The 26,517-nt window shown below is 70.8% G+C and carries 30 protein-coding genes; 17 read left to right on the forward strand and 13 right to left on the reverse strand.

Annotated features, from left to right (window positions below):
• Positions 1–231: 231 nt before the first annotated feature.
• The 4 genes from I4J89_RS22960 (at position 232) to I4J89_RS22975 (ending at position 2,615) form a co-directional block, all read left to right on the forward strand.
• A complete protein-coding gene (locus tag I4J89_RS22960) occupies positions 232–738 on the forward strand; it encodes a hypothetical protein (protein WP_196416106.1) in 507 nt (168 codons plus the stop codon).
• 230 nt (positions 739–968) lie between these two features.
• Positions 969–1,232, forward strand: a complete 264-nt coding sequence (locus I4J89_RS22965; RefSeq protein ID WP_196416107.1) for a hypothetical protein — start codon at positions 969–971, stop codon at positions 1,230–1,232.
• A gap of 184 nt (positions 1,233–1,416) precedes the next feature.
• Positions 1,417–1,854: a hypothetical protein gene (locus I4J89_RS22970; RefSeq protein ID WP_196416108.1), complete on the forward strand. Its 438-nt coding sequence runs from the start codon at positions 1,417–1,419 to the stop codon at positions 1,852–1,854.
• Positions 1,855–2,102: 248 nt separating this feature from the next.
• Positions 2,103–2,615, forward strand: a complete 513-nt coding sequence (locus I4J89_RS22975) for a hypothetical protein (RefSeq protein WP_196416109.1) — start codon at positions 2,103–2,105, stop codon at positions 2,613–2,615.
• Positions 2,616–2,906: 291 nt separating this feature from the next.
• Here the strand turns inward: I4J89_RS22975 and I4J89_RS22980 are convergent, their stop codons facing one another.
• Positions 2,907–3,590: an alpha/beta fold hydrolase gene (locus tag I4J89_RS22980; RefSeq protein WP_230859448.1), complete on the reverse strand. Its 684-nt coding sequence runs from the start codon at positions 3,588–3,590 to the stop codon at positions 2,907–2,909.
• Between the two features lie 218 nt (positions 3,591–3,808).
• Complete coding sequence (locus I4J89_RS22985; protein ID WP_309238433.1) at positions 3,809–4,120, reverse strand: CPCC family cysteine-rich protein; 312 nt, start codon at positions 4,118–4,120, stop codon at positions 3,809–3,811.
• Positions 4,121–4,701: 581 nt separating this feature from the next.
• Here I4J89_RS22985 and I4J89_RS22990 point away from each other — a divergent pair.
• Positions 4,702–6,474: a cellulase family glycosylhydrolase gene (locus I4J89_RS22990; protein ID WP_309238434.1), complete on the forward strand. Its 1,773-nt coding sequence runs from the start codon at positions 4,702–4,704 to the stop codon at positions 6,472–6,474.
• A gap of 46 nt (positions 6,475–6,520) precedes the next feature.
• Here the strand turns inward: I4J89_RS22990 and I4J89_RS22995 are convergent, their stop codons facing one another.
• Both I4J89_RS22995 and I4J89_RS23000 read right to left on the reverse strand, forming a co-directional pair.
• Positions 6,521–7,264: a hypothetical protein gene (locus I4J89_RS22995; RefSeq protein ID WP_196416112.1), complete on the reverse strand. Its 744-nt coding sequence runs from the start codon at positions 7,262–7,264 to the stop codon at positions 6,521–6,523.
• The gene (locus tag I4J89_RS23000; protein ID WP_196416113.1) at positions 7,264–7,986 is read right to left on the reverse strand and encodes an ABC transporter ATP-binding protein; all 723 of its coding nucleotides are present in this window, start codon (positions 7,984–7,986) and stop codon (positions 7,264–7,266) included. Before I4J89_RS23000 ends, I4J89_RS22995 begins: the two co-directional genes overlap by 1 nt.
• A gap of 123 nt (positions 7,987–8,109) precedes the next feature.
• Between I4J89_RS23000 and I4J89_RS23005 the strand changes: the two genes are divergently transcribed.
• Positions 8,110–9,294, forward strand: coding sequence for a sensor histidine kinase (locus tag I4J89_RS23005; RefSeq protein ID WP_196416114.1), 1,185 nt, complete (start codon positions 8,110–8,112; stop codon positions 9,292–9,294).
• On the forward strand, positions 9,291–9,944 hold the full coding sequence (locus I4J89_RS23010; RefSeq protein WP_196416115.1) for a response regulator transcription factor: 654 nt from the start codon (positions 9,291–9,293) through the stop codon (positions 9,942–9,944). Before I4J89_RS23005 ends, I4J89_RS23010 begins: the two co-directional genes overlap by 4 nt.
• 12 nt (positions 9,945–9,956) lie before the next feature.
• Here the strand turns inward: I4J89_RS23010 and I4J89_RS23015 are convergent, their stop codons facing one another.
• Entirely contained in the window at positions 9,957–10,793 is an 837-nt protein-coding gene (locus tag I4J89_RS23015) for an SCO6745 family protein (RefSeq protein ID WP_230859449.1), read from the reverse strand.
• 173 nt (positions 10,794–10,966) lie between these two features.
• Between I4J89_RS23015 and I4J89_RS23020 the strand changes: the two genes are divergently transcribed.
• Positions 10,967–11,536, forward strand: coding sequence for a DUF1349 domain-containing protein (locus tag I4J89_RS23020; RefSeq protein WP_196416117.1), 570 nt, complete (start codon positions 10,967–10,969; stop codon positions 11,534–11,536).
• Between the two features lie 9 nt (positions 11,537–11,545).
• Here the strand turns inward: I4J89_RS23020 and I4J89_RS23025 are convergent, their stop codons facing one another.
• On the reverse strand, positions 11,546–12,283 hold the full coding sequence (locus tag I4J89_RS23025; RefSeq protein ID WP_196416118.1) for an AfsR/SARP family transcriptional regulator: 738 nt from the start codon (positions 12,281–12,283) through the stop codon (positions 11,546–11,548).
• A gap of 32 nt (positions 12,284–12,315) precedes the next feature.
• On the opposite strand from I4J89_RS23025, the gene I4J89_RS23030 reads away from it, so the two are divergent.
• Genes I4J89_RS23030 through I4J89_RS23040 form a run of 3 tightly spaced genes read left to right on the forward strand, consistent with a single transcriptional unit; the run spans position 12,316 to position 14,499 of the window.
• Positions 12,316–12,480 (forward strand): DUF1059 domain-containing protein, encoded by a 165-nt coding sequence (locus I4J89_RS23030; protein ID WP_196416119.1) that lies wholly within the window; start codon positions 12,316–12,318, stop codon positions 12,478–12,480.
• 58 nt (positions 12,481–12,538) lie between these two features.
• Complete coding sequence (locus I4J89_RS23035) at positions 12,539–13,579, forward strand: class I SAM-dependent methyltransferase (protein ID WP_196416120.1); 1,041 nt, start codon at positions 12,539–12,541, stop codon at positions 13,577–13,579.
• Positions 13,580–13,599: 20 nt separating this feature from the next.
• Positions 13,600–14,499 (forward strand): aminotransferase class IV, encoded by a 900-nt coding sequence (locus I4J89_RS23040; RefSeq protein WP_196416121.1) that lies wholly within the window; start codon positions 13,600–13,602, stop codon positions 14,497–14,499.
• Here I4J89_RS23040 and I4J89_RS23045 read toward each other — a convergent pair.
• The 3 genes from I4J89_RS23045 to I4J89_RS23055 form a co-directional block, all read right to left on the reverse strand.
• On the reverse strand, positions 14,496–16,910 hold the full coding sequence (locus I4J89_RS23045) for a PAS domain-containing hybrid sensor histidine kinase/response regulator (RefSeq protein WP_196416122.1): 2,415 nt from the start codon (positions 16,908–16,910) through the stop codon (positions 14,496–14,498). The two genes, I4J89_RS23040 and I4J89_RS23045, sit on opposite strands and share 4 nt — an antisense overlap.
• A gap of 110 nt (positions 16,911–17,020) precedes the next feature.
• Complete coding sequence (locus tag I4J89_RS23050; protein ID WP_196416123.1) at positions 17,021–17,725, reverse strand: sulfotransferase-like domain-containing protein; 705 nt, start codon at positions 17,723–17,725, stop codon at positions 17,021–17,023.
• Positions 17,722–18,144, reverse strand: a complete 423-nt coding sequence (locus I4J89_RS23055) for a nitroreductase family deazaflavin-dependent oxidoreductase (protein ID WP_196416124.1) — start codon at positions 18,142–18,144, stop codon at positions 17,722–17,724. The genes I4J89_RS23050 and I4J89_RS23055 overlap by 4 nt, the downstream gene beginning before the upstream one ends.
• Before the next feature lie 68 nt (positions 18,145–18,212).
• On the opposite strand from I4J89_RS23055, the gene I4J89_RS23060 reads away from it, so the two are divergent.
• Positions 18,213–18,860, forward strand: a complete 648-nt coding sequence (locus I4J89_RS23060) for a hypothetical protein (RefSeq protein WP_196416125.1) — start codon at positions 18,213–18,215, stop codon at positions 18,858–18,860.
• Between the two features lie 20 nt (positions 18,861–18,880).
• Here I4J89_RS23060 and I4J89_RS23065 read toward each other — a convergent pair whose 3' ends face one another.
• A complete protein-coding gene (locus I4J89_RS23065; RefSeq protein WP_196416126.1) occupies positions 18,881–19,531 on the reverse strand; it encodes a pyridoxine/pyridoxamine 5'-phosphate oxidase in 651 nt (216 codons plus the stop codon).
• A gap of 71 nt (positions 19,532–19,602) precedes the next feature.
• Here I4J89_RS23065 and lexA point away from each other — a divergent pair, with 71 nt between their 5' ends.
• The 4 genes from lexA to I4J89_RS23085 are packed head-to-tail and all read left to right on the forward strand — an operon-like array spanning position 19,603 to position 23,236.
• The gene (gene lexA / locus I4J89_RS23070; protein WP_196416127.1) at positions 19,603–20,247 is read left to right on the forward strand and encodes a transcriptional repressor LexA; all 645 of its coding nucleotides are present in this window, start codon (positions 19,603–19,605) and stop codon (positions 20,245–20,247) included.
• A gap of 51 nt (positions 20,248–20,298) precedes the next feature.
• Positions 20,299–21,366, forward strand: coding sequence for a TetR/AcrR family transcriptional regulator (locus I4J89_RS23075; RefSeq protein ID WP_196416128.1), 1,068 nt, complete (start codon positions 20,299–20,301; stop codon positions 21,364–21,366).
• Positions 21,363–21,953, forward strand: coding sequence for a transcriptional regulator (locus I4J89_RS23080; protein WP_196416129.1), 591 nt, complete (start codon positions 21,363–21,365; stop codon positions 21,951–21,953). The genes I4J89_RS23075 and I4J89_RS23080 overlap by 4 nt, the downstream gene beginning before the upstream one ends.
• Positions 21,950–23,236 (forward strand): PEP/pyruvate-binding domain-containing protein, encoded by a 1,287-nt coding sequence (locus tag I4J89_RS23085; protein WP_196416130.1) that lies wholly within the window; start codon positions 21,950–21,952, stop codon positions 23,234–23,236. Before I4J89_RS23080 ends, I4J89_RS23085 begins: the two co-directional genes overlap by 4 nt.
• Here I4J89_RS23085 and I4J89_RS23090 read toward each other — a convergent pair.
• A complete protein-coding gene (locus tag I4J89_RS23090; protein ID WP_196416131.1) occupies positions 23,181–24,161 on the reverse strand; it encodes a helix-turn-helix transcriptional regulator in 981 nt (326 codons plus the stop codon). The two genes, I4J89_RS23085 and I4J89_RS23090, sit on opposite strands and share 56 nt — an antisense overlap.
• 62 nt (positions 24,162–24,223) lie before the next feature.
• Between I4J89_RS23090 and I4J89_RS23095 the strand changes: the two genes are divergently transcribed.
• The gene (locus tag I4J89_RS23095) at positions 24,224–24,676 is read left to right on the forward strand and encodes a hypothetical protein (RefSeq protein ID WP_196416132.1); all 453 of its coding nucleotides are present in this window, start codon (positions 24,224–24,226) and stop codon (positions 24,674–24,676) included.
• A 17-nt stretch (positions 24,677–24,693) separates the two neighbouring features.
• Here the strand turns inward: I4J89_RS23095 and I4J89_RS23100 are convergent, their stop codons facing one another.
• A complete protein-coding gene (locus I4J89_RS23100; protein ID WP_196416133.1) occupies positions 24,694–25,332 on the reverse strand; it encodes a response regulator in 639 nt (212 codons plus the stop codon).
• Positions 25,329–26,483, reverse strand: a complete 1,155-nt coding sequence (locus tag I4J89_RS51570) for a sensor histidine kinase (protein ID WP_196416134.1) — start codon at positions 26,481–26,483, stop codon at positions 25,329–25,331. Before I4J89_RS51570 ends, I4J89_RS23100 begins: the two co-directional genes overlap by 4 nt.
• Positions 26,484–26,517: the final 34 nt, after the last annotated feature.

The following is a 26,517-nucleotide window of genomic DNA, read 5'->3' on the forward strand; positions in this document are numbered from 1 at the left end:
TGTGGCAAGTCGAGGCCTTGGCCAGGAGAACGGAATGGGATGAGGTCAGGGCGTTGGCAAGGACGGCATTGACTCTCCTGGCCTGACCGACGCACTACTTTCGGCGGGGCGTGCGCTGGCCGGGATGGTCGCCGTGACGTTGCGTAGCGAGCGACTCGCGGCTAGATCCGTACCCGCCGGGGTGAGCAGTCCGATCCGCACCCCTCGGATGATGTTTGCGATCATCACCGGATGGAGTTCCTGCTCGATCCGCCCTTTGGCGTCGGTCCGTTACGGCTTGGGATGGCGCCAGACGAGGTACGGGCGGTGCTCGAGAGCATCGGCCCGCTGCAGCCTACGGCCTATGGCGAGCTCGCCGTGCATCTCGCCAGCGGCTTGGGGTTCAGTGTGGGTTTCGGGGTCGGCGTGACGCTTAACAGGGTTAACGCGATCGAGGTATGGCGTCCACACGAACGTGACGTGGTGCGGTATCGCGACGTCGACGTGTTCGGTGTGCCTGCGCTGGAGGTCGTAGAGCAGCTGCGTCGTCATGTGGAGGTGGACGCGAACGAGGAGGATGACGGGTTCACCGCGCGAGAGTTGTATCTTGCGCTGTGGCGGCCTTTCGCTGCGGATGACGACCCGGATGAGACGCAGGGTCACTTCTTCCAGTCCGTGCTCATCGCCAGGCCCGGCTACGACGACACTCCGGCCGAAGCGGCGGCACGGCTGGCCGCGGGCCACGAACCTGGTTACTGACTCGGGTTCGGTCTCGACTCTTGGGCGGGCGGATTCGCCGCGTTGATCGGTGCGTGCAGAACGTCCGCACATCGGCAAAGTCGGATGTCGAGCGCCAGCGACCCCTGGTTACGGCGCGTGACGTGCTCGTTGGCGGACCAGCGCGCACGGGCCGCGGCAGACATCCGGACGCCCTGCTGGCGCCTCCGGGATCGCGCGCACTTGTGCGGGGCGGCTGCAATCATGGCTGGGTGGACGACCGGTGGCACCAGCTTCGTCGGCTGCTAAACGAGTGGGACTTCATAGGTGCCTTCGACCCCGAGACCAACACCGATGAGTACGACTGCATGATCCCGCCTCTGCTGCACCTCCTGGCTACGGACGGGGATCCTGGTGTCATACAGCAGTTCCTGGACGCCGAGCTCGCCGAGCACTTCGGCATGTCGATCGACCAGGCTGAGACCAGCGAGGTGGCAGAGCGACTGACTGCCTGGTGGCGTGCCTCCGCCGGATAGTCCACCGGCGCGGACAGCGGCAGATCAGTGCACCTCGAGACACGGACCAGGCGGGCCCCGCTCACGTCCGTAGGATCATGCGATACGCCGACTGGGGTGGTCTGGTGCACGGAGGTGGATTGCCGTTTTGTCAAGCGTCCGCCAGCCTGTGCGGCCCGAGTTGTCGGCTTACCGGAGGCATTCTGTGCGAGAAGATCATCCCGTCGACCAGCTTGTTGTCGCGCTAGAAGGAGACCCCGCCGCATCGATCGTCAGCGCGATGCGTGTGTCAGCTCAGCGGCTTGCTGACCAGCGTGACTGGGTAATCGATCCGCCCAGCTTTGTCGATCAGTCGGATGAGTCTGGCGCACGCTGGGTCGGATTTGGGCTGCGGCTTTACACAGCCCTGCCGCCATGGGGTGATGACATCGACCCGCAGGTGGACAGGGCCCACTTAGAAGAGGTCAAGGAGCTGATCGGCGAGATCTGTCGACTCTCGGATGAGTACCACGCGTCCTTCCAGTTCGAGTACGCCAGCGAATTCGTCGGCATGGTTGAATCCGGACGAATGGATTCCGGGCTTGAAGACTCCCTCATCGGCGAGTGGGAGCGGGCTATCAACCGCGTGAAACCTCATGAATGATTCGGGTGACAAAGTTCGGAAGGTGCATCCAGAAGGACCCTCATCTCGGCAAAGTCGCGCACGCCCCCATGGCGCGGCCCGTACGAAGCGTGATGGCAGCTCAGCCGCCAGCACGCATGCTCAGCGGCAGACATGCGCGCCAATCCAGGCGGTTGACGGCGCTGTCCCTTACCGGACCGAGCGGGTCTCTATGTCTTAATCGGAGGGTGATCGGGTACGCCCACGTCATGACGAGGAGACCCACGCCCATGGCGGTAGCGGCACCCGCCAGCGGCGCGGCGCTGTTCCGGGTTTCGTGGGTGCTGAGCATTGTCCGGCTGTCCGGGATCTTCTGGCTGGTCTACCTGGTAATTCAGCCGCTGGTAGGGCTGGCCTTGGGCGCGGAACGCGATCCATGGTGGGTCCTGCTGCTGCAGGGGGCCATCTACAGCGCGTTGGCCGCCGGTGGTATGGCGCTCTTGCCTCGCTCACCGTTCCATAACTGGGTACGGATTTCCGACGGAGGGTTGGAGCTCTGTGCCGCGGGCAGCGACCCCATCCTGCTGGCCTGGCCCGACGTCGCGTCCGTTGAGGTACGGCGGCAAGGACTGCGAACCGTTCTCCGGGTCACCCCGGTCGAGATGAGCCGGGTCCAGCGAGCCGACGTGCACTATGGCCTTCCCCGGGTCCGCAACGGTGCGTTCATCGCCGATGTCGGACTGCTCCGGCCGGGTGTTGATGTCCTGCGGCGTGCCTTGGCCGCCCATAGTGGTCGCGCATGAACGACGGCGCGGCCGGGACGCTGGTGTCCGCCGGTAGGTCCGGCGGCCAGGTAAGCGGTCCAGTCGGCTCTACCGAACCGAGCGCATTCAGCGGCATACCCGGGTTCGAGCTGACAGCCGCCAAGTTGCTCATCGGCAGGAGCGTACGCCAGCGAGCGCGTAGGGATACGAAGGGTGACGGCCCTGCTGGCCAACGAGCACGGACGGCGGCAGATGTGCGCAGCCGATCAAGCGCCCTGGTCCAGTCATTCGAGCCACTGGTGCCTGCCGCGAGGTTGGCATCGGTCAGTCCTATCGGCCCAGAACCGCCGCACGGTCGGCGACTATGCAGCTGACCAGGTGCCCTAGCATTTCCGGTCCCTCGACGTGAGCGAGGTGGCCCTGCCCGGACAGGACGTGCACGGCCGCGCCCGGCAGCATCCGCTCGACGGCGGTGAAGGCGGTGCCGTAGGGCTCGCCGTCCCGGCTGTACTCGCCGACGACGAGGTCGACCGGCACGTCGAGTGCCGCCCACCGCTCAGGCTCGGGGTCGAAGGCGTTGAGCGCCGCGAGCTCCTCCGCCACCGGCGCCGCCCACAGTCGCAACGGCGCCCAGGCGGGACTGGCCCGCAACGCCGCGACGTGCTCCGGCGAATACCTGGAGACGTCAATGTTGACCACCTCGACGGCCCGGTCCAGGTCTCCGGCGGTGATAGCCGCACGCAACGCCGGCACAGCATCGGCCCCGAACGGACGCAACACCGGCTCGTACGCGATCACGTGCCGCACCGCCGCCGTCCGTGTTGCCGCCTCGATGGCGACGAGTGCGCCGTAACTCCAGCCGAATAACCGCATCGGCTCGTCGAGCCATTCGAGCCATGCCAGCAGATCGAGCACCTCGGTCTCGACGCCGTAGTTGTCTCCGAGTGGTCCGCTGGGCACCCGGCCACGCCGGTTGAGGATGAGGATCGGCTCGGGTCGGTTGACGGCGACCATGACACGGCGCCATCCCTTTGCGTCGGTCATGACGCCCGGGGCGGCCACCAGCGGCGTGCCAGTCCCCGGACGCCACAGAGCGTGCAAGCGGACACCGTCACGGTCGATATGACGAGATTCCACCCGAGCAACTCTATGTCGGACGCGACCGGCGTCGCTGTGACCACGATCATGACCGCTCATCGGCAGTTTAGGCCGCCCGACAATGGCATTTGTCCCTACTGTTGCTCCCGAAGCGGTTGCTCACCATCCAAGGGCGCACGGACGAGGGCTAATCTCCGCTCATCTGAGGCGCCATAGCATGCGAAGTTCCGACGCGCTTGAGTTAGGCTCAGCGAGCGGTTCGGCCCGCCGCGAATCTCCTCAGCGTCATGATCATCCTGTCCGTCATCTTCCCAGAAGCAAACCGGGCAAATTTCGTAGTAGCCCCGCTGGCTCAGCGTGACAAACCCGCAGCAGGGACACGCATACGGCCCTCCTTGGGACGGCCTGGTCACGTTCATGAACGTGTCACTCACGCGGTTCATCATCGCACCGTGCAGCTCCTCTTCGGCTGGTCCTGGCTGCTGCCGACGCACTCATCTCGGCATGAGAATGACTTCTCTCTGGCCTTCGCGGTCGTCTGCTGCCATGGCAGGCCGGGCGGCGTCGTCGGGGAGGAGGTGGCTGAATGCCAGTTCAGTCGTTGGGGCCGGGATGCTGCGGGTCCAGGTGTCAGGCTCAGCCTCGGCTGCTGAATGATCAGGTAGTAGGGCGCATTTCGTGCCCAGGGAGGCGCTTGGGCGGCCAGCAATCATCCCGAGCGGGCACCTGTTCCGTCGGTTGACGGTCGAGATCTGGTGGCCGACTCGTCGCGATTCTGGCCGTGCGGGCTCGTAGTAGTCGGCCCATGGGTATTGCCTGCCAGCCGCCGAGTTGGCACGCGTAGGGCAAACCGCTCTGGTGGCCGAAGCTTGGGTGGCATTAGGAATCAAGCCAGGTTCCTAGGATGCTTTACCGATGGTGCGTTCTGCCCAAACGGTCCTCGGAGGCGACGGGTCTGGCCGCATGCCCAGATGTACCTCAGGTGTAAGCATCTGCTTAGCTATAGGTCAGCGGACAGCGTGGTTTGGTGCGCCTGACGGGCACCAACTGGTTCGGCTTCAACGCCTCCGAGCGGGTCTTCCACGGCCTGTGGTCCGGCAACGTCACCGAGATCACCAAATCGATGGCCGACCGCGGCATCAACATCGTCCGCGTGCCGATCTCCACCCAGCTGCTGCTGGAGTGGAAGGCGGGGACGTTCGGCACGGTCAACGTGAACACGTACGCCAACCCGGAGCTCGCCGGCAAGAACAGCCTGCAGATCTTCGACTTCTGGCTGGAGCTCTGCAAGCAGTACGGCATCAAGGTGATGCTGGACGTGCACAGCGCCGAGGCCGACAACTCCGGTCACGTCTATCCGGTCTGGTACAAGGGCTCGATCACTCCCGAGCTGTTCTACCAGGGCTGGGAGTGGGTGACGAACCGCTACAAGGCCAACGACACGATCGTGGCGATGGACATCAAGAACGAGCCGCACGGTACGCCGAACGACACCCAGCGTGCCAAGTGGGACAACTCGACCGACGTCGACAACTGGAAGTACACCGCGGAGACGGCGGCGAAGCGGATCCTCGCCATCAACCCGAACGTTCTGGTGCTGGTCGAGGGCCAGGAGGTCTACCCGCGCGAGGGTGAGACCTGGAGCTCGCCGAACACCGACCCGGACCGGTCGCCGAACTACTACTACAACTGGTGGGGCGGCAACCTGCGCGGGGTCAAGGACCACCCGATCAACCTGGGTGCCAACCAGGACCAGCTGGTCTACTCGCCGCACGACTACGGGCCCCTGGTGTTCAACCAGCCGTGGTTCGACAAGCCGTTCGACAAGACCACGCTGACCAACGACGTGTGGCGGCCGAACTGGTTCTACATCCACGAGAACGGGACCGCGCCGCTGCTGATCGGCGAGTGGGGTGGCCGGCTGGGACAGGACGCCCGGCAGGACAAGTGGATGACCGCGCTGCGCGACCTGATCGCCGAGCACCGGCTGCACCAGACGTTCTGGGTGCTCAACCCGAACTCCGGCGACACCGGCGGTCTGCTGCTCGACGACTGGAAGACCTGGGACGAGCAGAAGTACGCGCTGCTCAAGCCGGCGCTGTGGCAGCACGGCGGCAAGTTCGTCAGCCTCGACCACCAGACGCCGCTGGGCGGTGCGGGCAGCACCACCGGCATCAGTCTCGGTCAGCGCTACGGCGACGGCGGGGGAGAGGGCGACACCACCGCGCCGTCGGTGCCGGGTCAGCCCACGGCGAGCAACGTGACGTCGAGCGGGGTCCGGCTCACCTGGGCGGCGTCGACCGACAACGTCGGGGTGACCTCGTACGACGTGTTGCGCGGCGCGACCGTGGTGGCCACGGTCTCCGGCACCACCTATGACGTGACCGGGTTGACGGCGAACACGGCGTACACCTTCAGCGTGCGTGCCCGTGATGCCGCCGGGAACGTCTCCGCGGCGTCCGCCGGGCGCAGCGTCACCACCGCCGCGGGTGGTGGTGGCGGTGACCAGGGTTGCTCGGCCGCCTACAAGACGGTCACCTCCTGGTCGGGTGGCTTCCAGGCCGAGGTCACGGTGAAGAACACCGGCACCAGCGCCTCGACCGGGTGGTCGGTGAACTGGACCTATCCCAGCGGAACCACCGTCGGTTCGGTGTGGAACGGGGTGACCGCCACGCCGGCCGTGACGGTGCGGAACGTGGCACACAACGGGGCCTTGGCGGCCGGGGCGAGCACTACGTTCGGGCTGATCGGCTCGGGTGCCGCCAGCACTCCGGCGGACATCACCTGCACGTCGTCCTGACCCGCTGACCGTTCGCCCGCCGCCGACGGCGGCGGGCGAACGCCGGCTAAACGTCGCGGCGGCGGTGCACCAGCAGGGCGGCGATCAACAGGAGCGAGGGCCACAGCGCGTACGCGAGCCAGGCCTGCGTGACCGTCGTGTAGATGTCGCCCACCGCCGCCGGTGACCCGTACGACTGGGTGAGCCGTTGCCAGGCCGGGACGAGCATCGCGTGGTTGATCGTCCGCGGCAGGTCCTGGTGGGTGGTGAACAGCTGCGGGGCGAGGACCAGCAGCAGGATGCCGGACACGTACACCGCGCCGCCGTGCCGTACCAGCACTGCCAGGCCCAGGCCGACCAGGGCGCAGGCCGGCCCGATCAGCGTCGCGGCGAGCAGCGCCGTCCCGGTACCCGGTCGGTCGAGAGTCAGGTCGCCCAGGACGAGGCCGGCCACCGTGAACGAACCCGCCGCCATGACCGCGCCCATCACCGTCCAGAGGGTGGCGACCACGGCCGCCTTGGCCAGCACCAGCTCCGCCCGGGCCGGCACGGCCACCGCGGTGGCCCGGATCAGGCCGCTGCTGTACTCACCGATCATCGTCGACGCGCCGAAGCTGGTCGCCACGATGATCAGTGTCAGGACGCCGGCCAGCGGAAACCCGTCATTCAAGGTGGGTTCGTCGGCCGGCGACTTGGTGTACGCCGCCACCGCCGCCGAACCGACGACCAGCAGCACCGTCACCGCGACGGTCCACCGGGTGGAGCGCAACGAGCGGGTCTTGAGCCATTCGGCCGCGATCAGATCCCGCATCACGCACCCCCGGCCCGGTAGTCGACGCTCGCCGAGGTGAGCTCCAGGAACGCGTCCTCCAGCGAGCCGGCCGCGCCGGCCAGATCGCCGATCGGCCCTTCGGCGAGCAGCCGGCCCCGGCCGACCACGACGACGTCGTCGGCGGTGGCCGCCATCTCGCCGATCAGATGGCTGGACAGGAACACCGTGCGCCCCTCGGCGGCGAGCCGCCGGAACAACCCGCGCGCCCACCGGACCCCTTCGGGGTCCATCCCGTTCACCGGCTCGTCGAAGACGAGCACCGGGGGATCACCCAGCAGCGCGGTCGCGACCCCGAGCCGCTGACGCATACCCAGGGAGTACGTCCCGACGCGCCGCCCCGCCACCTCGGTGAGGCCGACCTCGCCGAGCACCTCGTCGACGCGCCGTCCGGGCAGGCCGTTGGCACGGGCCAGCGCGGCCAGGTGGACCGCCGCGGTCAGACCGGGATGCGCCTGCTGGGCGTCGAGCAGCGCGCCGGCGTGCCGCAGCCCGCGCCGGTGCGAACGGAACGGCACGCCGTCGATCGTCGCGCTGCCGCTGGTCGGCGCGTCCAGGCCGAGCAGGACCCGCAGGGTGGTCGTCTTGCCGGCGCCGTTCGGGCCGAGGAAGCCGGTGACGCGGCCCGGCCGGGCGGTGAACGAGAGTCCCGCCACCGCGGTGGTGGACCCGTAGCGTTTGACCAGCTGGTCGACTTCAATCATGGCGATCACTGTTCCGCTCGCCACCCCGGCCCGTCATCGGACCGGGGGCCGTCACGGGTGCCGACCGTGGTCGTACGCCCGTGGTCCGATGTTCTTGTCGGACCCCGCCGATAGGCTCGCCGCATGTTCCGCAGAGCCCTGCCACCGGGAGCCTGGACGGCGCTGATCTGGTCGATCGCGGCGTTCGCCGCGATGCGTGGCTATTCCGGTGTGCCCGGCATGCCGACCGGGTTGTCACCGCGCCCGGCCTGGTGCTGGGCGCTCGCCGCGGTGGTGGTCATGGCCGGGCTCGGCGCGAGCACCCAGGTGCGGCGCCGCCCACTGGCCGCGCTGTACCTGATGGTCGTCTCCGCCGTCGTGCTCGTCCTCGCCGTCGGCACCGATGGCCTCGCCGGCTCCCCCGATCAGGCGCTGAGCCTCTTCCTGGTCGCCGCCGACGTGGTGCTCGCCCGCGTCGTCGTCAACCGGCCACCGTGGGCGTGGGGTGCCGCGCTGCTGCCGGTGCTCGCCGCGATGCCGGTCAGCGCGGTGCTGCGGGCCGTTTTCCAGCAGCCCGACCCGACCGGCGACGCCGGCCTCCAGCTGCACGGGACCGTCTGGGTGGCGTTCGGGCTGTTGCCCGCCGTGGTCGCCGGCATGCTCGGCTTCTCGATCCGCCAGGCCCGGGAGTACGCACGGCGGCTCAGCGCACAGGCCGCCGAGCAGGCCGTGGTGGCCGAGCGGCTGCGGATCTCCCGGGAGCTGCACGACCACGTGGCGCACAGCGTCGGCGTGATCGCGTTGCAGGCCGGGGCGGCGGCCCGGGTCATGGACACTCAGCCGGACCGGGCCCGCGAGGCGATGCGTGCCATCGAGACGACCAGCCGCGACACCCTGTCCGGGCTGCGCCGCCTGCTCGGTGGCCTGCGCACTCAGGAGCTGCGTCCCGCGCCCGGCCTGGCCGACGTCGACCAGCTGGTCGGCGCCGCGACGGCCGCCGGTGTCGCCGTCGGCCTCACCGTTCAGGGCGAGCGGCGGGCTCTGGCCGCCGACGTGGAGCTCTCGGCGTACCGGATCATCCAGGAGTCGCTCACCAACGTGCTGCGGCACGCCGGTGCCGCGACCTGCCAGGTCTCCGTGGAGTACCGTCCGGCCGAGCTGACCATCGAGGTGGTGGACGACGGCCACGGCGGCGACCCGGCGGCCGGCGGCGGGTTCGGGCTGGTCGGCCTCCGCGAGCGGGTCGCCCTGGCCAACGGCACGTTCATCGCCGGCGCCCGGCCCGGCGGCGGGTTCGGGGTGGCAGCGCGGCTGCCGGTCGCGACGTGACGGTGCGCGTTCTGCTCGCCGACGACCACGCGCTGATCCGCAGCGCCCTCCAGATGGTCCTCACCGACGCGGCGGACATCGAGGTGGCCGGGGAGGCGGAGACCGGCGCGGAGGCCGTGCGGCTGTGCGGTGAGCTGAAGCCCGACGTGGTGCTGATGGACATCCGCATGCCCGGCCTGGACGGCATCGAGGCCACCCGGCAGATCACCGCCGAGGCCGGGGCGCCCCGCGTCGTCGTGCTCACCACCTTCGACGACGACGAGTATGTGTACGGCGCGCTGCGCGCCGGTGCGTCCGGCTTCCTGGTCAAGGACATGGCGCTCGAGGAGATCGTCACCGCGATCCGGGTGGTGGCTACCGGGGACGCGCTGATCGCCCCGAGCGTGACCCGGCGCCTCATCGAGATGGTGGTCAAGCATCCGTCACCGGCGGCGGAGGCCCGGCCCGAGCTGGGCGGCATCACCGACCGCGAGCGTGAGGTGCTGACGTTGATCGGTCAGGGGGCCACCAACAGCGAGATCGCCGAGCGGATGCACATTACGATGCCGACGGTGAAGAGCTACGTCGGCCGGCTGATGACCAAACTCGCGGCCCGCGACCGGGTCCAGCTGGTGATCGTGGCGTACCGGGCCGGCCTCGTCACCCCATGAGCCACCCGTCCGTCAGCCGGCGCGGGGCAGACCCATCGGGTTCGGGTAGGGGACCACTGCTTCCGCGGCGCGGGTCAGCGGCGCGAGTGTGCGTACCAGATCGGTCTGCTCCTCGGAGCGCAGTGCGCTCCACGGCTGCGCGGCGAGCCGGTCGGTGTGGGTTTCGACGTCTCGCAGTGCGGCCGTTCCGGTCGTGGTGGGCCGGCCCTCGTCGTCGAGCCAGCCGCGCTGCACTAAGGCGCGGGCCGCGGCATCCCACTCGCTGTCGGTCCAGCCCCGGTTGGGCTGCGTCTGCTCCCGGCCACCGTGTACGGCGTCGCGCAGCACCAAAGCCTGGCAGCCGGTCAGCTCGGCGCCGACCAGCGCGGCGATGTGCCCGTCACCCCGGTGCTCGCGCAGCACGGTGGCGGCCTGCCACAGCCGGGCGAGCACGCCGGACGGGCGTGGCAGGGCGGCGTTGGCCGCGCCGAGGGCACGGCCGTCGGTCGCGGCCGCCTGTGCCGCGGCCTCGAGGAGGTCGGCGGCCCGCGCCCACCGCGCCGGCTCGTCGGGCAGGACCGCCCGCAGCGCAGCCTCCGCGCCTTCCAGGCGCGCGGCGAGAGCCTGTTCCGGGGTCGCTCGCTGCCAGATGTCGGGTACGGCGCGCGCGACCATGGCGGGCGCGAAGGAGAAGAACAACGCGGTGACGGGTCCGGCCGCCGCTGCCCCTAGCGGAGCAGCCCGCCCAGCGAAGTATCCCCGCCAGTAACCGCGCAGGCCGGCGCTCTCGTACGCGCCCCGCGCCTCAGGCGCGAAGTAGGTGACCGCGTGCAACGGCTCGTACAGCTGCCACAGGTGTCGAACCAACATGGTGACCATCCCATCGCGGTCACCGCCGCACGTGAACGGCCAATCGCCAGATCGCGGACCCTAAAGAGCCTTCGCGGTCAGGGTCTTGTGCGGCCCAACGTGGGTGCTGTCTGGCGGCCGTTGAGACAGCATTGAGGTTGGGCCGAGCAAGATCACCGCCCTAGACTGGCCCGATGTCCGCAGTGATGTCCTGGCTCAACGAGCCGCCGCAATGGTCAGACCAGGACGGCGTGATCCGGGCCGTCACCGGCCTGAAGACCGACTTCTGGCGGAGGACGTTCTACGGTTACGTCACCGACAACGGGCATTTCTACCACCGGCCGGTGACCGGCGACTTCACGGCCGAGGTGGTGGTGTCGGCGGGACACTCGGCGCTGTTCGATCAGGCCGGGCTGATGCTGCGGGCCGGCGAGCGGACCTGGCTGAAGACCGGGCTCGAGGTCACGTCCGGCGCGGTGCAGCTCAGCACGGTTCTCACCCGGGACCACTCCGACCTGTCCGTGGTGCCGGTGCCCGGCTACCGCGGCGAGCTGGCACTCCGGCTGACCCGTTTCGGCTCGGCGGTCTGCGTGCATCGCGGCGACCCGGACGGATCGTGGCAGCTGGTCCGGCTCGGCCATCTGGACCTGCCGGAGACGGTCGACGTCGGGGTCATGTGCTGCTCGCCGCAGCGCGCCGGGCTCGAGGTCACCTTCCGGGACTTCCGGGTCGGCGAGCCGATTCCACGGGACGGCCTCGAGTAGGTGGCGCGGTCAGGCGAGCAGGGCGGCGTATGCGTCCTGCAGGGCCGGACACGGGCTGACGCCCAGCTCGTCACGCAGCAGAGCGCGCACATGCTGGTAGGCCGCGAGCGCCTCGGCCACGTTGCCCCGGGCCGCCAGCGCGCGCATGAGCAGCAGGTGGCCGGTCTCCCGCAGCGGGGTGATCTCCAGCAGTTCCCGGGCGGCCCGCTCGGCGCCCGGCAGCTCGGGTCCGCCCAGCTCCAGGCAGGCCGTTCCGTAGCATTCGAGCGCCCGGGCCCGCGCGTCGGCGAGGCGACGCCGCCAGGATTCGGCCCAGGGCGCGTCGGTCTCCGGCATGAACCGCCGGCGGCCGACGAACTGCGCGGCCAGCGACACCGTCCAGGCCCGCCGCCAGTCGTGCTGGGCGATCGACGACTCGGCCGCGTGGACCGACGCCAGGGCGGTGCGGACGTCGACGTACGCCGGCTCGGGCAGCCGCAACGACAGGCCGGCCCGGCCCTGAAGGATGTGCGGCCCGACCGCCGTGCGTACCTTCGAGATGACGACGCTCAGCGCGGCACCCGCCGACGCGGGCGGCTTGTCGCCCCACAGCGCTTCGACCAGGGTGTCCCGGTGGACCGGCTGCGGTTCCGCGACCACCAGGTACGCGAACAGCAGCCGTCCCTGCCGGCCGGGGAACGCCTGGTCGGCCCGCCGGCCGCCGAGCTCCACGGCGAACGGCCCGCACAGTTGCACACGGCTCGACACGTTTCCGAACGTTACCGACGGAGGGCGGAACCATGACCCGTCAGGTTCGATGCGAATGCGGTTTCACGGCCCGGGCCGAGTCCGACGACGCCGTCATCGCCCTGGTCCTCACCCACATCGAGATCGACCATCCCACCATGGTCGGTACCGAGACCGCCGAGGACATCCGCGGCTGGATCGAGCTGCTGCCGGACTGACCGGCACGCCAAGGTTGTGCCAAGGCGCCGCCAAGGCTCGCCGGACACCGTGGTCGGCATGACTGAACTACAGCAGAACCAACTCGACGAACTGCTGGGCCGCTTCGTCGCCGATCTCGGCGCGACGGTCTCGGCCGGCAACGTGGTCATCGGCGACAAGCTCGGCCTGTACCGGGCTCTCGCTGAGGCCGGGCCGTTCACCGCGGCGGACCTCGCGAGCTACACGGGGACGGCGGAACGCTACGTCCGGGAGTGGCTGCCCGGTCAGGCGGCCGGCGGGTACATCTCGTACGACGACGTGACGGGAAGGTACTCGATGACCGCCGAGCAGGCGTACGCCTTCGCCGACCCGGACGGTCCCGCGCTGCCGGGAGCGTTCCAGCTCGCCGTGGCGGGACTCGCCGACACGCCGAAGATCCTCGACGCGTTCCGTACCGGAAACGGAGTGGCCTGGGGTGACCATCATCCGGAGGTCTACACCGGGTGCGAGCGGTTCTTCCGTCCCGGCTACGTGGCCAACCTGGTCGGTTCCTGGATTCCCGCGGTCGACGGGCTCGGCGAGCGGCTGACCGCCGGCATCGCGGTCGCCGACGTGGGCTGCGGTCTCGGTGCGTCGACCCGGATCATGGCCGACGCCTTCCCGGCTTCGGCGTACACCGGCTTCGACCCGCACGACGGCTCGATCGCGCTGGCCCGCAAGGCGGCCGGGCAGTGCACGTTCGAGGTGGCCCGCGCCCAGGACTTCCCCGGCACCGGGTACGGCCTGGTCGCCACCTTCGACTGCCTGCACGACATGGGTGACCCGGTCGGCGCGGCCCGGCACATCCGGAACGCCCTGGCCGGGGACGGGTACTGGCTCATCGTCGAGCCGTTCGCCGGTGATTCGCCGGGGGAGAACCTGAATCCGGTCGGCCGGGTCTACTACTCGTTCTCCACGTACCTGTGCGTGCCGCACGCCATCTCGGAGGGCGCCGCGAACGCGCTGGGCAACCAGGCCGGCGAGGCACCGACCGGTGCCGTGGTTCGGGAGGCCGGGTTCCGGACCTTCCAGCGGGTCGCCGAGACACCGTTCAATCTCGTGTACGTGGCGCGGCCCTGACGGCTCCCTATGATCGAGCGATGCTTCAGCAGTACGACGAGCGCAACGCCGGCATCCGCTACTGGATCGACGGCAGGTTGCTGCACCGCGACCAGCCGGGCCTGTCCCCGTTCGACTCGGTGGTGCAGGGCGGTGACGCCGTCTGGGAGGGCCTGCGCCTCTACCAGGGTGCGATCTTCGGCCTCACCGAGCACCTGGCCCGGTTGCGCCGATCCGCGCTCGCGCTCGGTTTCACCGAGATCCCCGCCGACGACGCGATCATCGAGGCGATCACGGCCACGCTGCGGGCCAACGAGATGTACGACGGCGTGCACATCCGGCTCACCCTGACCCGCGGGGTGAAGGTCACCAGCGGCATGGACCCGCGGCTCAACCGGGCCGGGCCGACGCTGATCGTCCTCGCCGAGCACAAGGCTCCGGTCTACGACACCACCGGGCTGCGGCTGGCGACGGCGAGCGTGCGCCGCCCGGCCCCGGACGTGCTCGATCCGAAGATCCACCACAACAACCTGCTGAACTCGATACTGGCGAAGATCGAGGCGAACGCCGCCGGCGCCGACGACGCGCTCATGCTGGACCGGCGTGGTTTCGTCGCGGAGACCAACGCCACCCACCTGTTCGCGGTGATCGGCGGCGGCCTGGTCACGCCGACCACGGCCGCGTGCCCCGAGGGCATCACCCGGCAGACCGTCCTGGACCTGGCCGCCACGCACGCCATCCCGGCGGCGGTCCGGGACGTGTCATTGACCGAGATGTACGCCGCCGACGAGGTGTTCTGCACCGGCACCATGGGCGAGATCGCCGCCGTCACGGTGATCGACGGCCGCCCGATCGGCGCGGGCGAGGTCGGCCCGCTGACCAGCCGCATCGCCGAGATCTACCGGGAGTACGCCGCTTCGCACGGCGTCCGGTTGCTCTAGGGCGCGGCGGTGCGCAGAGCCCGCAGGAGGTTCGTGATGGTGAACGGCTTCTCGAGCAACGGGACGGCCGAGTCCGAGGTCGCGGCACCGAGCAGCGGCTCCGCGTACCCCGACATGAAGATGATCTGTATGCCCGGGATGAGCTCGGCGACGCGCTGAGCCAGTTCACCGCCGTGCATCCTGGGCATGATGACGTCGGTGAGCAGCACGTCGATCTCATCGCGGTGCTGCTCGGCGACAGCGAGTGCGGCCAGCCCGTCGTGCGCGGTCAGGACCCGGTAGCCGTGATGGGTGAGCACCCGGGCGGTGGACTCGCGTACTCCTTCCTCGTCGTCGACGAGCAGCACCACCTGCTGCTCCGGTAGATCCGCGATCTCGGTGTCCGGGCCGGTGCCGGCGCGTTCCGCCGGATCCGACGGCGGTTGATCGGTGGCCGGGAGCAGCACGGTCATGGTGGTGCCGGCGCCCGGCTGCGTTTCCATGGCCAGGCAGCCGCCCGCCTGCCCGACGATGCCGTACACGGCGGCCAGACCCAGGCCCGCCCCGGAGCTCTTCGGCTTGGTGGTGAAGAACGGTTCGAACGCGCGCGCGGCGACGTCGGCCGTCATGCCGGTACCGGTGTCGGCCACCCGTAACCGCAGGTAACGCCGTCCCGGTTCGGGGGCAGGATGGAAGACCGGGTCCGCCTCCGGGGGCTGGAAGTTGTCGGCGGTGATCCGCACCAGCCCGCCGCCGGGCATCGCGTCGCGGGCGTTCACGGTCAGGTTCACCAGGATCTGCTCGAGCTGGCCGGGATCGAGCAGCACCGGCCACAGTTCGGCGCCCGCGTCCAGCTGTAGATCGTTGTTCTCGCTGACGGTGGTGCGCAGCGTCGGGAGCAGCCGCTCGAGGACCGTGGCGGGCGCCAGCACCTCGGGCCGGTTCAGGTCGCGGCGGCTGAACGTCAGCAGCTGCTGGGTGAGGACCGCGCCGCGCTGTGCCGCCTGCTGGATCCGGGCCAGGTCGTCGATGAACGGCTGCCACTGCCGCGGGTCCGTACGGGCCAGGTCGGTCATCTCCTCGCCGAGCAGATCGGCGTAGTTGGTGATGATCGCGAGCAGGTTGTTGAAGTCGTGGGCGACGCCGCCGGCCAGCTGCCCGAGAGCTTCCAGCCGCTGGGTCCGCAGGATCGCCTGTTCGGTTCGCTGCCGCTCCACCTGTTCGACCAGCCGGGCCCGGTCCTGTTCCGCGGCCACCCGGTCGGTGATGTCCCGGCTGACCACGAGCAGAATCTGCTCACTGCCAGTGTCGAAACGCGTCACGGTGTTCTCGGTGGGCACCCGGGTGCCGTCGGCGCGGATCGCGTCGGCGTAGACCACGGACCGGGGCTCCGGCGACGCGAACACCGCGCCGACGAACTGTGCGAGGCGCTCCCGCTCCTCCTCGGGCAACAACCGGGCGTACGGCACGCCCAGCAACTGTTGTCGTGGATACCCCAGCAGCCGCTCGGTGCCCTGGTTCGCCGTCACGATCCGGCCGTGCCGGTCGACCCCGGTGATCGCGTCCGGCACCGCCTCGATCAGCGCACGCAGCCGCGACTCGGCCCGGTACAGCTCGGACAGGTCCCGGGTCGCCGCGATCATCAGCGGTCCTTCCGGTTCCTCCTGCCAGCTGAGCGTCGTCTCGCCCGGCAGGACGGTGCCGTCCTTGCGCAGCAGTCTGGTCTCCAGCGTGTGGACGCGCGCCCGCAGTTCCGGATCGGTGAACAGGCGCTCGCGCAGCTCGATCATCTCGGTGCGTACGTCGTCGGCGAACAGGATCCGGGCGTGCCGGCCGGTCAGCTCGTCCGGGCGATAGCCCAGCAGCCGTTCGCACGAGGGGTTGGCGAACACGATGCGCCCGTCCCGGTCCACACCGACGATCGCGTCCGGGGTGGCTTCCAGCAGCGCGGCCATCCGCGCTTCCGACCGGATCTCGTCGGTGAGTTCGTGTGCGACGCTGACGACCCCGCGCACCGAGCCGTCCACGCCCTCGATCGGGGCGAACGACATCCGGACCGGGACGCGGGTGCCGTCCTTGCGCAGCCGGACCGTCCGTAACTGACCGGTCGGGGTACCGCGCAGCGCTTTCTGGAACACCTGCCAGTCACGGTCGGCGACATCGGCGGGATACATCATCGTCACCGGCCGGCGGCGAACCTCGTCAGAGCGGTAGCCGTAGATGCGCTCGGCCGCCGGATTCCAGGCCGTGATCCGGCCCTGCGCGTCGCAGCCGACGATGGCGTCCGCGGTCGACCTCACCACCGCCGACAAGAACGCCTCATCATGCTCGCTCCCGCCAGGATCCCTGTTCCGCGCCATCACGACCATCACCGCCCGCACCGCACCCTGCGCCGCGTCATCCGGCGACGGCACGATGGAGGGCCTACTCATTCTCCTTCTGTGCCGGGCCGGCTGCGGAAGATTGCGGCGATCCCGGCGGATCGCTGCGCAGCCGGCACCGCCGGTCGCATAATGTCCTCAACCTGGTGGGGTCGCCACGCTCACAGCCGACGCGCGGCGAGCTCCTCGTAGTAGGGGAGTGCGGCCTCGACCAGCGGCCGCAGGCGCTCCGGGACGTCGGCCGGTGACGGGTCGTAGGCGGCGAAGCCCGTGGAAGCGCGTACCGCCGCGTACCAGAAAGGTGCCCACACGCCGTCGCTGTCGCGCGGGCCCGGCGCCCAGGAGAGCATCGCCGGGTCGAAGGCGAAGCCGAGACCGGCGCACAGCCGCCGCAACGTGCCTTCCGGATCGCGTAGCACGTCCGCCGCGTCCACCACCGGCCCGCCGAAGGCCCGGAAGATCTCCACCTGCTGCGGGTAGCCGAGATCTTCCAGGGTGGGCTCGCCGCGTACCCGGGCGTAGGACGTGACCACATGCGACGGATCGCGGATCAGGAACGCGTGGGTCAGCCCGCCGAGCCAGTCCCGGCCGATCTCCGGCAGCAGGTGGTGGGCCATGTGCTTCTGATACTGCACGGCCGGCGAGCCGGGCAGCGGCCCGGTCAGGGCCGCCGCCACCTCCTGCCAGCGGGTGGGCTGCGACGCCAGGATCGCGTCCCGGCCGGGGTGGTCGATCCCGGTCACCGCCAGGTAGTGGGCGTAGAGCGGCTCGTCCACCACCACGGTGTCGGCACGCGACTCGAAACTGCGCATCATCGCGGTCGAGATGTTGCGCGGCCCCGACCACATCGCCACCCGGACAGTCATCGGATCCGGGTCAGCTCCAGCACCGGGATGACGCGGATGCCGGCGGTCTTGCGCTCGTAGTCCGCGAAACCCGGATAGCGGCGGGCCTGCTCGTTGAACGCCCGGTCCCGATCGTCGCCGGTCAGCTCCTTCACGGTGACCGGAAACGTCTCGGTGCCCACCTCGGCGGTCGCCTCTCCGGCGGCGAGCAGGTTGTGGTACCACTGCGGGTGCGTCGGCGCGCCGCCCTTGGAGGCGATGACGTACATGATGTCCGGATCGGTCTCGTGCGGCAGATACATCAGCGGGGCGACGACCTCACGCCCGCTCTTGCGACCCCGGTGATGCACCAGGATCATCGGCGCGCCCGCGAACGGGCCGCCCACCCGTCCCTCGTTGGCGCGGAATTCCTCGATGATCTGTGTGTTCCAGTCACTCATGGATCAAGCAAATCACGTATGTAGATCAGCCGACACTCTTGAGCCGGGTGGCGTCCTACCGTGCGGGTATGCCCGAATTCAGCGAACATTGCGATCCGATCGACGCTCTTGACTTCCGGGCCGACGAGACCCGGCCGGCCGGCTACCTGCTGGACCTTGCCGTCGGCGACACGATCGTGCCGGCCGGACTGAAGGTGGCGGTGCCCACCGACGTGACCGCCGAGCCGTCACCCGGCGCCGGTGTCCGGCTCACCCCGGCCGTCGCGGTGCTCGGCAGCCTGTCCTGGTCGACGGTGCCCGGCGACCCGATCCGGATCTTCGCCTACGCCGAGATCGGGGTGGCGCAGACCCTGGCCGCCCTGCGGCAGTCGGGCCGCGCCGACGTGCTGGTCCGGGTCGCGGTGGCGATCTACGAGTACGACCCGGGCATGCGGGCCTACTTCACCAGATTCCGCACGCACGCCGGGGCGGCACCGCCGGGCGCGCCGCCGGGTTCGCCGATGGACCCGGCCGCACCGGCTACGCCGGTCTACGGCCGGCTGGGCAGGGACGGCCTGCTTGTCGCGCGGGACCCGGAGGATCTGACCCCGGGGGTACGCGCACACGCGCTCCAATTCGAGCTGCTGCCGGTCCCGGCCGCCGGCCCGCAGCAGATCCTGCTCCAGACGTCGCCGACCACGAAGGTGGTCAAGCCGTTCGGGCTGCCCCAGACCTGATCGTCGGTGGCGCGGTGCGGTCAGGGCCAGAGCCGCTCCCTGACCCAGGCGTCGCCGTCGCGGCGGTAGCGCAGGCGGATGTGCCGGCGTTCCTTGTCGCCCTGCCAGAACTCGACGCTCACCGCGGTGACGGCGTACACGGTGTGCTCGGCACAGACCGTGCCCGGGTCGTTCTCGACGGTCTGCCCGGCCGCGGCCAGGGCGCGTTCCAGGTCGGCCGGGTCGTCGAGCACCGCGCTCTGCGTGCTGGCCAGGCTGGCGACCCGGGCGCCCACCGGCCGGGCCAGGAAGTCGCCGTCCGCGGCCGCCCGGTCCAGCGCGGTGACACTGCCGCGTACGCGTACCTGCCGGCCCTGCTCACGCCAGTAGAACCCGAGGGCGGCGGCCGGGTTGGCGGCCACCTGGCGGCCCTTCGCGCTCGTCGCGTCGGTGGCGAACTGCCAGCCGCGACCGTCGAACTCCTTGAGCAGCAGCACGCGGGTGTCCGGCAGGCCGTCGGCGTCCACCGTGCTCAGCGTCATGGCGTGCGGTTCCACCACTCCGGCGCCGACCGCCTCGGCGAACCAGGCGGCGAACAGATCGTGCGGGTCGTCCGGCGCCCCGGCCGGGTCGAACGCCGGCAGCGGGCGGGCGAAGACCGGCAGGCCGCGCAGAAGGTCACGAATACTCACCCGGGTGATCCTGCCGCAGTCCGGGCGCGCCCCGCGATGACCGGGACCACCCGTCTGGCAAGATCCGCCAGGTGCGCTGGCCCGAGGAACTCGACACGTCCGTACTGTCCGAGCGGCAGCGGCGGATCCTGACCGTGATCCGCGACTGGGCGGTGCGGTACGGCCACGCGCCGTCCACCCGCGAGATCGGGGACGCGGTCGGCCTGGCCTCGGCCTCGTCGGTGAGCCGCCATCTGCGCGTCCTGGAGGACCTCGGGTTCCTGCGCCGGGGGCGCAACGTCACCCGGCCGATCGACGTGCGCATGTACCTGGAACCGGCCACCCGTGAGTCGGGCAGCGAGTCGACGGTGGGCGTGCCGGTGGTCGGCACGATCGCCGCCGGCACACCCATCCTGGCCGAGGAGGAAACCGGGGAACTGCTCAACCTGCCGCGCGACCTGGTCGGCCGGGGCACCCTGTTCTGCCTGCGGGTGCAGGGCGACTCGATGGTCGACGCGGCGATCTGCGACGGGGACATCGTGGTGGTCCGGCAGCAGCACGAGGCGTACAACGGGGACGTCGTGGCCGCGATGATCGACGAGGAGGCGACCGTCAAGGTGTTCCGGCGGCGCGGCGGTCACGTGGTGCTCGAGCCGCGCAACCCGGCGTACGAGCCGATCGACGGGGACCGGGCGGTCATCCTCGGCAAGGTGGTCTCGGTGCTCCGCCGGATGTGAACCACGATTCAGATGTTCTGAGTATCTGGATGTTGTGAGTATGCTGGCGCGGTGCCCCGGTTGACCCGTATCCAGCAGCAGGCGCGTACCCGCGCGGCCGTGCTCGCCGCGGCCGCACACGAATTCGGCGAGCGCGGCTACCCAGACGCCAAGATCGATCGCATCGCTGACCGGGCCGAGCTGACCCGCGGCGCGGTGTACTCCAACTTCCCTAGCAAGCGGTCCCTCTACCTGGCGGTCCTCCTCGACTCCGCGCGGAACCGGCCGGTGGCGGCGAACGCGGAGCCGCCCGGCGACGTCGCCGAGGCGGCCGAGGCCTTCGCCCGGATCTGGCTGGAGCGGCTGCCGCTGGCCGGAGACACCGCAGCCGGTGCCCGGCTGCGGGCACAGTCGGTGACCGGGGTCTTCGACGACGAGCCGGGCCGCGCCGTCATGGCCGGCCTCACCCAGCTGGAGAGCCTGCTGCTGGCGTTGCGGCTGGAGACGTCCCGGCCCCGCGAGGCCCGGCGGGTACGCCTCGCCGAACTGATCCTCACGCTGCTGCACGGGGCCGATCACCTGGCCCAGTCGGCTCCCGGCTTCGGCGACGCGTTCGACGTCGTCCGCGCCTGCCGGTACCTGGCGGCCATGGAGGCGCCGGACGGCTGGGATCCGCCGCATCTGCCGTACATCGACCCGGCCCAGCCCTGCCACGAGCCGTGGAATCCGCCCGCCGGACTGATCGACGAGCTCACCGACGGGCCGGCCGGCTGTGGTGGCGACGGGGTCGTCGTCGTCCTGGGCTCGCGCCGGCTCGGCGGGGGCGAGGAGGCGGTCCGCGCCGCCCGCCCCGGCGACCTGGTCACCATCGCCGCGGTGACCAGCGACCCGGCCGAGGCGGGCGCGCTGGTCCGGCTGCGGATCACCGGCCTGGCCGCCGGGCTGCGGCGGGTCTTCGGCCCGGCCGGAACATCCGTACGCGTGATCCTCGACGACGGTGGTGCCCTCGCCGCGGCGGCCGGCGTGGACGCGGCGGACGACACCGAGGCCGCCGTGCGCGTCCGAAACGGCGTGATCGTGGCCCGGGCCGGCGGGCGGGGCGCCGGACACGCGGCCGCGATCGCGGAGGGGGAGCGATGAGCCAGGACACGGTTCTGCACACGCTGCGCTGCATCGGATACGCCGAGCTGGCGCGGGTCGCCGACGCGTGCGGACTCGACGAGGCCGACGTGGAGTCGCACCTGATCGATCTCGCGGTCGACGGGTTCGTCACCCGCGAGTTCGGCGGGTGGGGGCTGACCGAGGTGGGCCGGGCCGAGGACGCCCGGCGGACGGCCGGTGAGCTCGACCGGGCCGGTGCCCGCGAGGCGGTCGCTTCGGCGTACCAGGACTTCATGGTTCTCAATCCGGAGCTGCTGGACCTCAGCACGGCCTGGCACATGCGCACCGCCGACGGGGTCGCCGTGGCCAACGATCACGCGGACGCCTCGTACGATGCCCTGGTTTTCGGCCGGTTCGCCGACCTGGACCGGCGTGCCGGCGCCGTTTGCGCCGACCTCGGCGCGGCCCTGCCGCGTTTCAACCGCTATCGGGTACGCCTGACGAAGGCGCTCGACCGGGCCCGCGGCGGGGACCTGGGGTACCTGGCCGACCGGATCGACTCCTATCACAGCGTGTGGTTCCAGCTGCACGAGGATCTGCTGGCCACCCTCGGTATCCCGCGATGAGCCACATCCACCGGCTCGACGGGCTGGCGGCTCAGCCCGCCGACGTCATCGGCGGCAAGGCGCACGGCCTCAACGAGTTGCTCCGCCTCGGCCTGCCGGTCCCGCCCGGCTTCGTGATCGACGTCGCGGCGTGCCGGCAGTTCCTGCGTGACGGACGGTTCCCGGACGGACTCGACGAGGCCCTGGCCTCGCTCGGCGCGCCCGGTGTGGCGGTGCGCTCGGGTGCCGCCGTGTCGATGCCCGGGATGATGGACACCGTCCTCGATGTCGCACCGGACCGGGTCCGGGCGGCCGTGGAGGCGGTGTTCGCGTCCTGGCACACGCCGCGTGCCACGACCTACCGGGAGCTGCACGGCATCCCGCACGACCTGGGCACCGCGGTGATCGTGCAAGCCATGGTGTTCGGTGACCGTGATCAGCGCAGCGGGAGCGGGGTGGCGTTCAGCCGCGATCCCAGCAGCGGAGCTCCGGAGCTGTTCGGTGAGGTCCTGTTCGGGCGGCCGGGCACCGACGTGGTGGGCGGTGCACACGCCACCCGGCCGCTGGCCGATCTGGCCTCGCGCGAGCCGGCGGTGTGGGCGGAGCTGTCGTCGGCGCTGCGGCGGCTGGAGCGGCACTACCGGGACGTGTGCCACGTGGAGTTCACGTACGAGTCGGGGCGGCTGTGGTTCCTGCAGGTGCGGCCCGGCGGCCTGGTCGGGCGGGCGGCCGTCCGGGTGGCCGTGGACCTCGCCGACGAGCGGGTCATCGACCGGCGTACCGCGGTGGACCGGGTCAGCGAGCGGGACCTGCGCGCCGCGCGTACCCCGCGGATCCGGACCGGTGACGTGCTCGCCCGCGGTCAGGGTGCCAGCCCCGGTGTCGCGGCCGGCCGCATCGCGGTCACCGCCGACAGCGCCGCCCGGATGGCCGCCGCCGGACCGGTCGTGCTCGTCCGCCCGCACACCTCACCCCTGGACATGCACGGCCTCGCCGCCGCGACCGGCATCGTCACCAGCCGGGGCGGGCCCACCAGCCACGCGGCCGTGGTCGCCCGGTCCATGGGCAAACCCGCCGTGGTCGCGGCGGCCGCGCTCACCGTCGACGCCGCGGCCGGATGCGTCCGCGCCGGCGACCGGACCGTGCCGGAGGGAACGTTCATCACCATCGACGGCACCGGCGGCGAGGTGGTCCTCGGCGACCCGGGCACCACGGCCGGCACCGAGGACCCGCATCTGAGCCGCCTGCTCAGCTGGACCGATAGAGCCGCGCCATCGCCCGGATCGTCTCCGCCAGGTGGGTGACCAGCTCGGCAGGCGCGAGAGCCCGGACCTCCGCGCCCAGCCGTAGCAGTGAGGCGGTCGCATGCGACACGTTCTCCAGCGGGATCGTGGCACGCCGCCACCCGTCCGCGCCGGGGTCAGTGAGGGTGCGCGACGCCAGGCGCGCCGCCTTCGGGCCGAGCACGTCCGGCAGAGCCGTCAAACCTGCGGGGGACAGGCTGACCACGGCGACCTCGGTGTCGTCGGCCTGCTCGTATCGTTCGACGTGGCCGCGCCAGAACTCGGCCAGGTCGAAATCGCCGGGGCGCTCGGCCGCCTCGGGCAGCGGCCGCAGCCCGGTGATGGCCGACACCCGGTAGGTGCGTGGTGGGCCGGACCCTGCGGCGACCAGATACCAGACCCCGGCCTTGAGAACCAGGCCGAGCGGATGCACCCGGCGGGTGACCACGCCCGGCCGGGGCGCCCAGCGCCGGTAGTCGATCTCGATCATCCGGTCCTGCCACAGCGCCTGGGCGGCGCCGAGCAGATGTGGCACCGCGTCCGGCTCTCGATACCAGCCGGGCGCGTCCAGGTGGAAGCGCTCGCGGATCCGCAGGGACGCGTCACGGTACGGCACCGGTAGTGCCGCCATCAGCTTGAGCTGGGCGGCGGCGACCTGTGCGCCGAAGCCGAGCTCGGCGGCCGGGCCGGCCATCCCGGTGAGGAACAGTGACTCCGCCTCGTCGGCGGTGAGCCCGGTCAGCCGGGTGCGGTAGCCGTCCAGCAGCTCGTATCCACCGGTTGGACCCTGTTCGGCGTAGACCGGCACGCCCGCGGAGGCGAGTGCCTCGACGTCGCGGTAGACGGTCCGGGCGGTGACGCCGAGTTCCGCGGCGAGTTGTGCGGCGCTCATCCGGCCGCGGTTCTGCAGCAGCAGCATGAGGGACAACAGTCGGCTGGCGCGCATGCGCGAGAGTCTGCCAGGCCACTGACAGAAGCTGTCAGGGGTAGCCCGTCAAGATCGGCGGCATGAACGACTTCGACTTCTTCATCGGCTCGTGGACCGTGGTCAACCGGCGCCGCACCACCATGTTCGACGGCAGCGACGACTGGGACGTGTTCCCCGCCACCTCGGTCAGCCGGTCGATTCTCGACGGCGGCGGCAACACCGACGAGATCATCTTCACGGCGCAGGGCTGGCGTGGGTTCACCCTGCGGCTGTTCGACCTCGAGCGGAAGGAGTGGTCGCTGTACTGGGCGAGCGGCCGCACCGGGCTGCTCTACCCGCCCGTCGTGGGCACCTTCACCGGCGGCCGAGGCGACTTCTACGGAGACGACACCTACGACGGCAAGCCGATCAAGGTGCACTTCATCTGGTCGGACATCACCGCCACGTCGGCGCGCTGGGAGCAGGAGTTCTCGATCGACGGCGGAGAGACCTGGGAGTCAAACTGGATCATGGAGTTCACGCGGGCCGGATAGTCAGCTCGAGGCCGGCGTCAGGCCAGGCCGGCCTCCTTGGCCAGGATCGCGGCCTGCACCCGCGACGTGCAGCCCAGCTTCGCCAGCACCCGCGACACATGCGTCTTGGCCGTCGCCTCGGTGATCGCCAGCTCCGCCGCCAGATCCGCGTTCGACAGTCCGCGCCCCAGCGCGGCCAGCACATCCCGTTCCCGCTCGGTCAATCCGTCCAGAGCGGGGGCCGGCGGTGGCGCCGCCGGGGTGGCGACGAAGGCGGCCAGCAAGCGGCGGGTCACCTCCGGCGCCAGGAAGCCGTCGCCGGCCGCGACCCGGCGTACCGCGTCGATCAGCGCGGCCGGCTCGACCGACTTCAGCAGGAAGCCGGCGGCGCCGGCGCGGAGCGCGCCGAACAGGTAGTCGTCGAAGTCGAACGTGGTCAGGATCAGCACGTCGGACAGGCCGGCCGAGGTGATCGCCCGGGTGGCGCTGATCCCGTCGGTGCCGGGCATCCGGATGTCCATCAGGACCACGTCCGGCCGCAGCGCGGTGGCCTGGCGGATCGCGACCGCGCCGTCGGCGGCCTCGCCGATCACCTCGATGTCGGGCGCCTGATCCAGCATGAGCCGCATCCCGGCGCGGATGGCCGCGTGGTCGTCGGCGAGCAGGATCCGGATCACGACTCACTTCCTACCGGATGCAGGGGCAGCGTCGCCCGTACCCGGAAATGGTCTCCGTCGCGGCCGGCGGTGAGCTCGCCGCCGAGCAGCGCGGCGCGCTCGCGGATCGAGATCAGGCCGGTGCCCGAGCTGAGCGCCTGGTGGTCGACCGCGCCGGCGCGGGTCAGGGTGTTCGTGACCGTCACGGTCACGACGTCGCCGGCCGGGCGGACCTCGAGGCGGACCTCCGACTCCGGGGCGTGCTTGCCGGCGTTGGTCAGCGCCTCCCGCACGATCCGGTAGACGGTGTGCGCCACGATCGCCGGGATCTGCGGGATCTCCCGGGTCTGCGTCTCGATCCGCAGCCCGCCGGCGGCGGCCGCCTCCACCAGGTCGGGCAGGCGGTCCAGGCCGCCGGGCAGGGTGGGATCCGTGCCCGCCGGATCGTCCGCCCGCAACAGCATGATCATGGAACGCATCTCCTCGAGGGCGGCCAGGCTGGTGGTCCGGACCGCCTGCAGGGTTGCCCGGTCGCGGTCGGTGTCCGGCGGGCGGGCCAGGGCCGCACCGGAGTGGATCGCCGTGGTGGACAGGTGGGCCGCGATCACGTCGTGCAGGTCGCGGGCCATCGCCGCGCGTTCGGCGAGGACCGCCTCGCGGGCCGTCCGCTCGGCGTCGAGCATGCCGAGCTGGCGCTGCTGGCGCACGCTGGCCGCCCACCACAGCGGCACGAACAGCAGGGTGGTCATCTGCAGGCCGATGAAGACGGCGAGCCGGAACTCGCCGCCGGCCAGGCCGCCCACCACGCTGGCCGTGCCGATGACCACGAACACCGCGGTCGTCACCGCGGTCCGGGCCCGGGCGGAGGCGAACAGACCGGCCGAGAAGAGCAGGTCGAACAGGACGAGGACGAGCGCGATGCTGCCGCCGAGCAGCAGGTCGGCGGTGACCGCGACGACGCCGGTGCCGAGCGCGAGCATCGGATGACGGCGTTTGCCGAGCATGGCGAGACAGCCGACGGCCAGCGGGAGGGTGTGCCACCACCCGGACAGGCCGGCCAGGGCGTCCGGCTCCGGAAGGTCCCAGACATCGGTGAGCCCGACGAGGTTGAACGCCAGACCCGCCGCGAACGTGCCCGCCGCCTCGACGACGTCCCGCGCTTTCGGCCCCACGCTCTCATCCCATCACGGATCACGCGGTCCGGCG

Source organism: Actinoplanes aureus (genome assembly GCF_015704865.1).
Taxonomy (GTDB): Bacteria; Actinomycetota; Actinomycetes; order Mycobacteriales; family Micromonosporaceae; genus Actinoplanes; species Actinoplanes aureus.

What these genes read in the sequence shown, in the direction of transcription:
- I4J89_RS22960 (WP_196416106.1), top strand. Translation starts at nt 232, where the DNA reads ATGGAGTTCCTGCTCGATCCGCCCTTTGGCGTCGGTCCGTTACGGCTT.
- I4J89_RS22975 (WP_196416109.1), top strand. Translation starts at nt 2,103, where the DNA reads ATGGCGGTAGCGGCACCCGCCAGCGGCGCGGCGCTGTTCCGGGTTTCG.
- I4J89_RS22980 (WP_230859448.1), bottom strand. Translation starts at nt 3,590, where the DNA reads ATGGTCGCCGTCAACCGACCCGAGCCGATCCTCATCCTCAACCGGCGT.
- I4J89_RS22985 (WP_309238433.1), bottom strand. Translation starts at nt 4,120, where the DNA reads ATGATGAACCGCGTGAGTGACACGTTCATGAACGTGACCAGGCCGTCC.
- I4J89_RS22995 (WP_196416112.1), bottom strand. Translation starts at nt 7,264, where the DNA reads ATGCGGGATCTGATCGCGGCCGAATGGCTCAAGACCCGCTCGTTGCGC.
- I4J89_RS23000 (WP_196416113.1), bottom strand. Translation starts at nt 7,986, where the DNA reads ATGATTGAAGTCGACCAGCTGGTCAAACGCTACGGGTCCACCACCGCG.
- I4J89_RS23005 (WP_196416114.1), top strand. Translation starts at nt 8,110, where the DNA reads ATGTTCCGCAGAGCCCTGCCACCGGGAGCCTGGACGGCGCTGATCTGG.
- I4J89_RS23015 (WP_230859449.1), bottom strand. Translation starts at nt 10,793, where the DNA reads ATGTTGGTTCGACACCTGTGGCAGCTGTACGAGCCGTTGCACGCGGTC.
- I4J89_RS23020 (WP_196416117.1), top strand. Translation starts at nt 10,967, where the DNA reads ATGTCCGCAGTGATGTCCTGGCTCAACGAGCCGCCGCAATGGTCAGAC.
- I4J89_RS23030 (WP_196416119.1), top strand. Translation starts at nt 12,316, where the DNA reads ATGACCCGTCAGGTTCGATGCGAATGCGGTTTCACGGCCCGGGCCGAG.
- I4J89_RS23035 (WP_196416120.1), top strand. Translation starts at nt 12,539, where the DNA reads ATGACTGAACTACAGCAGAACCAACTCGACGAACTGCTGGGCCGCTTC.
- I4J89_RS23040 (WP_196416121.1), top strand. Translation starts at nt 13,600, where the DNA reads ATGCTTCAGCAGTACGACGAGCGCAACGCCGGCATCCGCTACTGGATC.
- I4J89_RS23045 (WP_196416122.1), bottom strand. Translation starts at nt 16,910, where the DNA reads ATGAGTAGGCCCTCCATCGTGCCGTCGCCGGATGACGCGGCGCAGGGT.
- I4J89_RS23050 (WP_196416123.1), bottom strand. Translation starts at nt 17,725, where the DNA reads ATGACTGTCCGGGTGGCGATGTGGTCGGGGCCGCGCAACATCTCGACC.
- I4J89_RS23055 (WP_196416124.1), bottom strand. Translation starts at nt 18,144, where the DNA reads ATGAGTGACTGGAACACACAGATCATCGAGGAATTCCGCGCCAACGAG.
- I4J89_RS23060 (WP_196416125.1), top strand. Translation starts at nt 18,213, where the DNA reads ATGCCCGAATTCAGCGAACATTGCGATCCGATCGACGCTCTTGACTTC.
- I4J89_RS23080 (WP_196416129.1), top strand. Translation starts at nt 21,363, where the DNA reads ATGAGCCAGGACACGGTTCTGCACACGCTGCGCTGCATCGGATACGCC.
- I4J89_RS23085 (WP_196416130.1), top strand. Translation starts at nt 21,950, where the DNA reads ATGAGCCACATCCACCGGCTCGACGGGCTGGCGGCTCAGCCCGCCGAC.
- I4J89_RS23090 (WP_196416131.1), bottom strand. Translation starts at nt 24,161, where the DNA reads ATGCGCGCCAGCCGACTGTTGTCCCTCATGCTGCTGCTGCAGAACCGC.
- I4J89_RS23095 (WP_196416132.1), top strand. Translation starts at nt 24,224, where the DNA reads ATGAACGACTTCGACTTCTTCATCGGCTCGTGGACCGTGGTCAACCGG.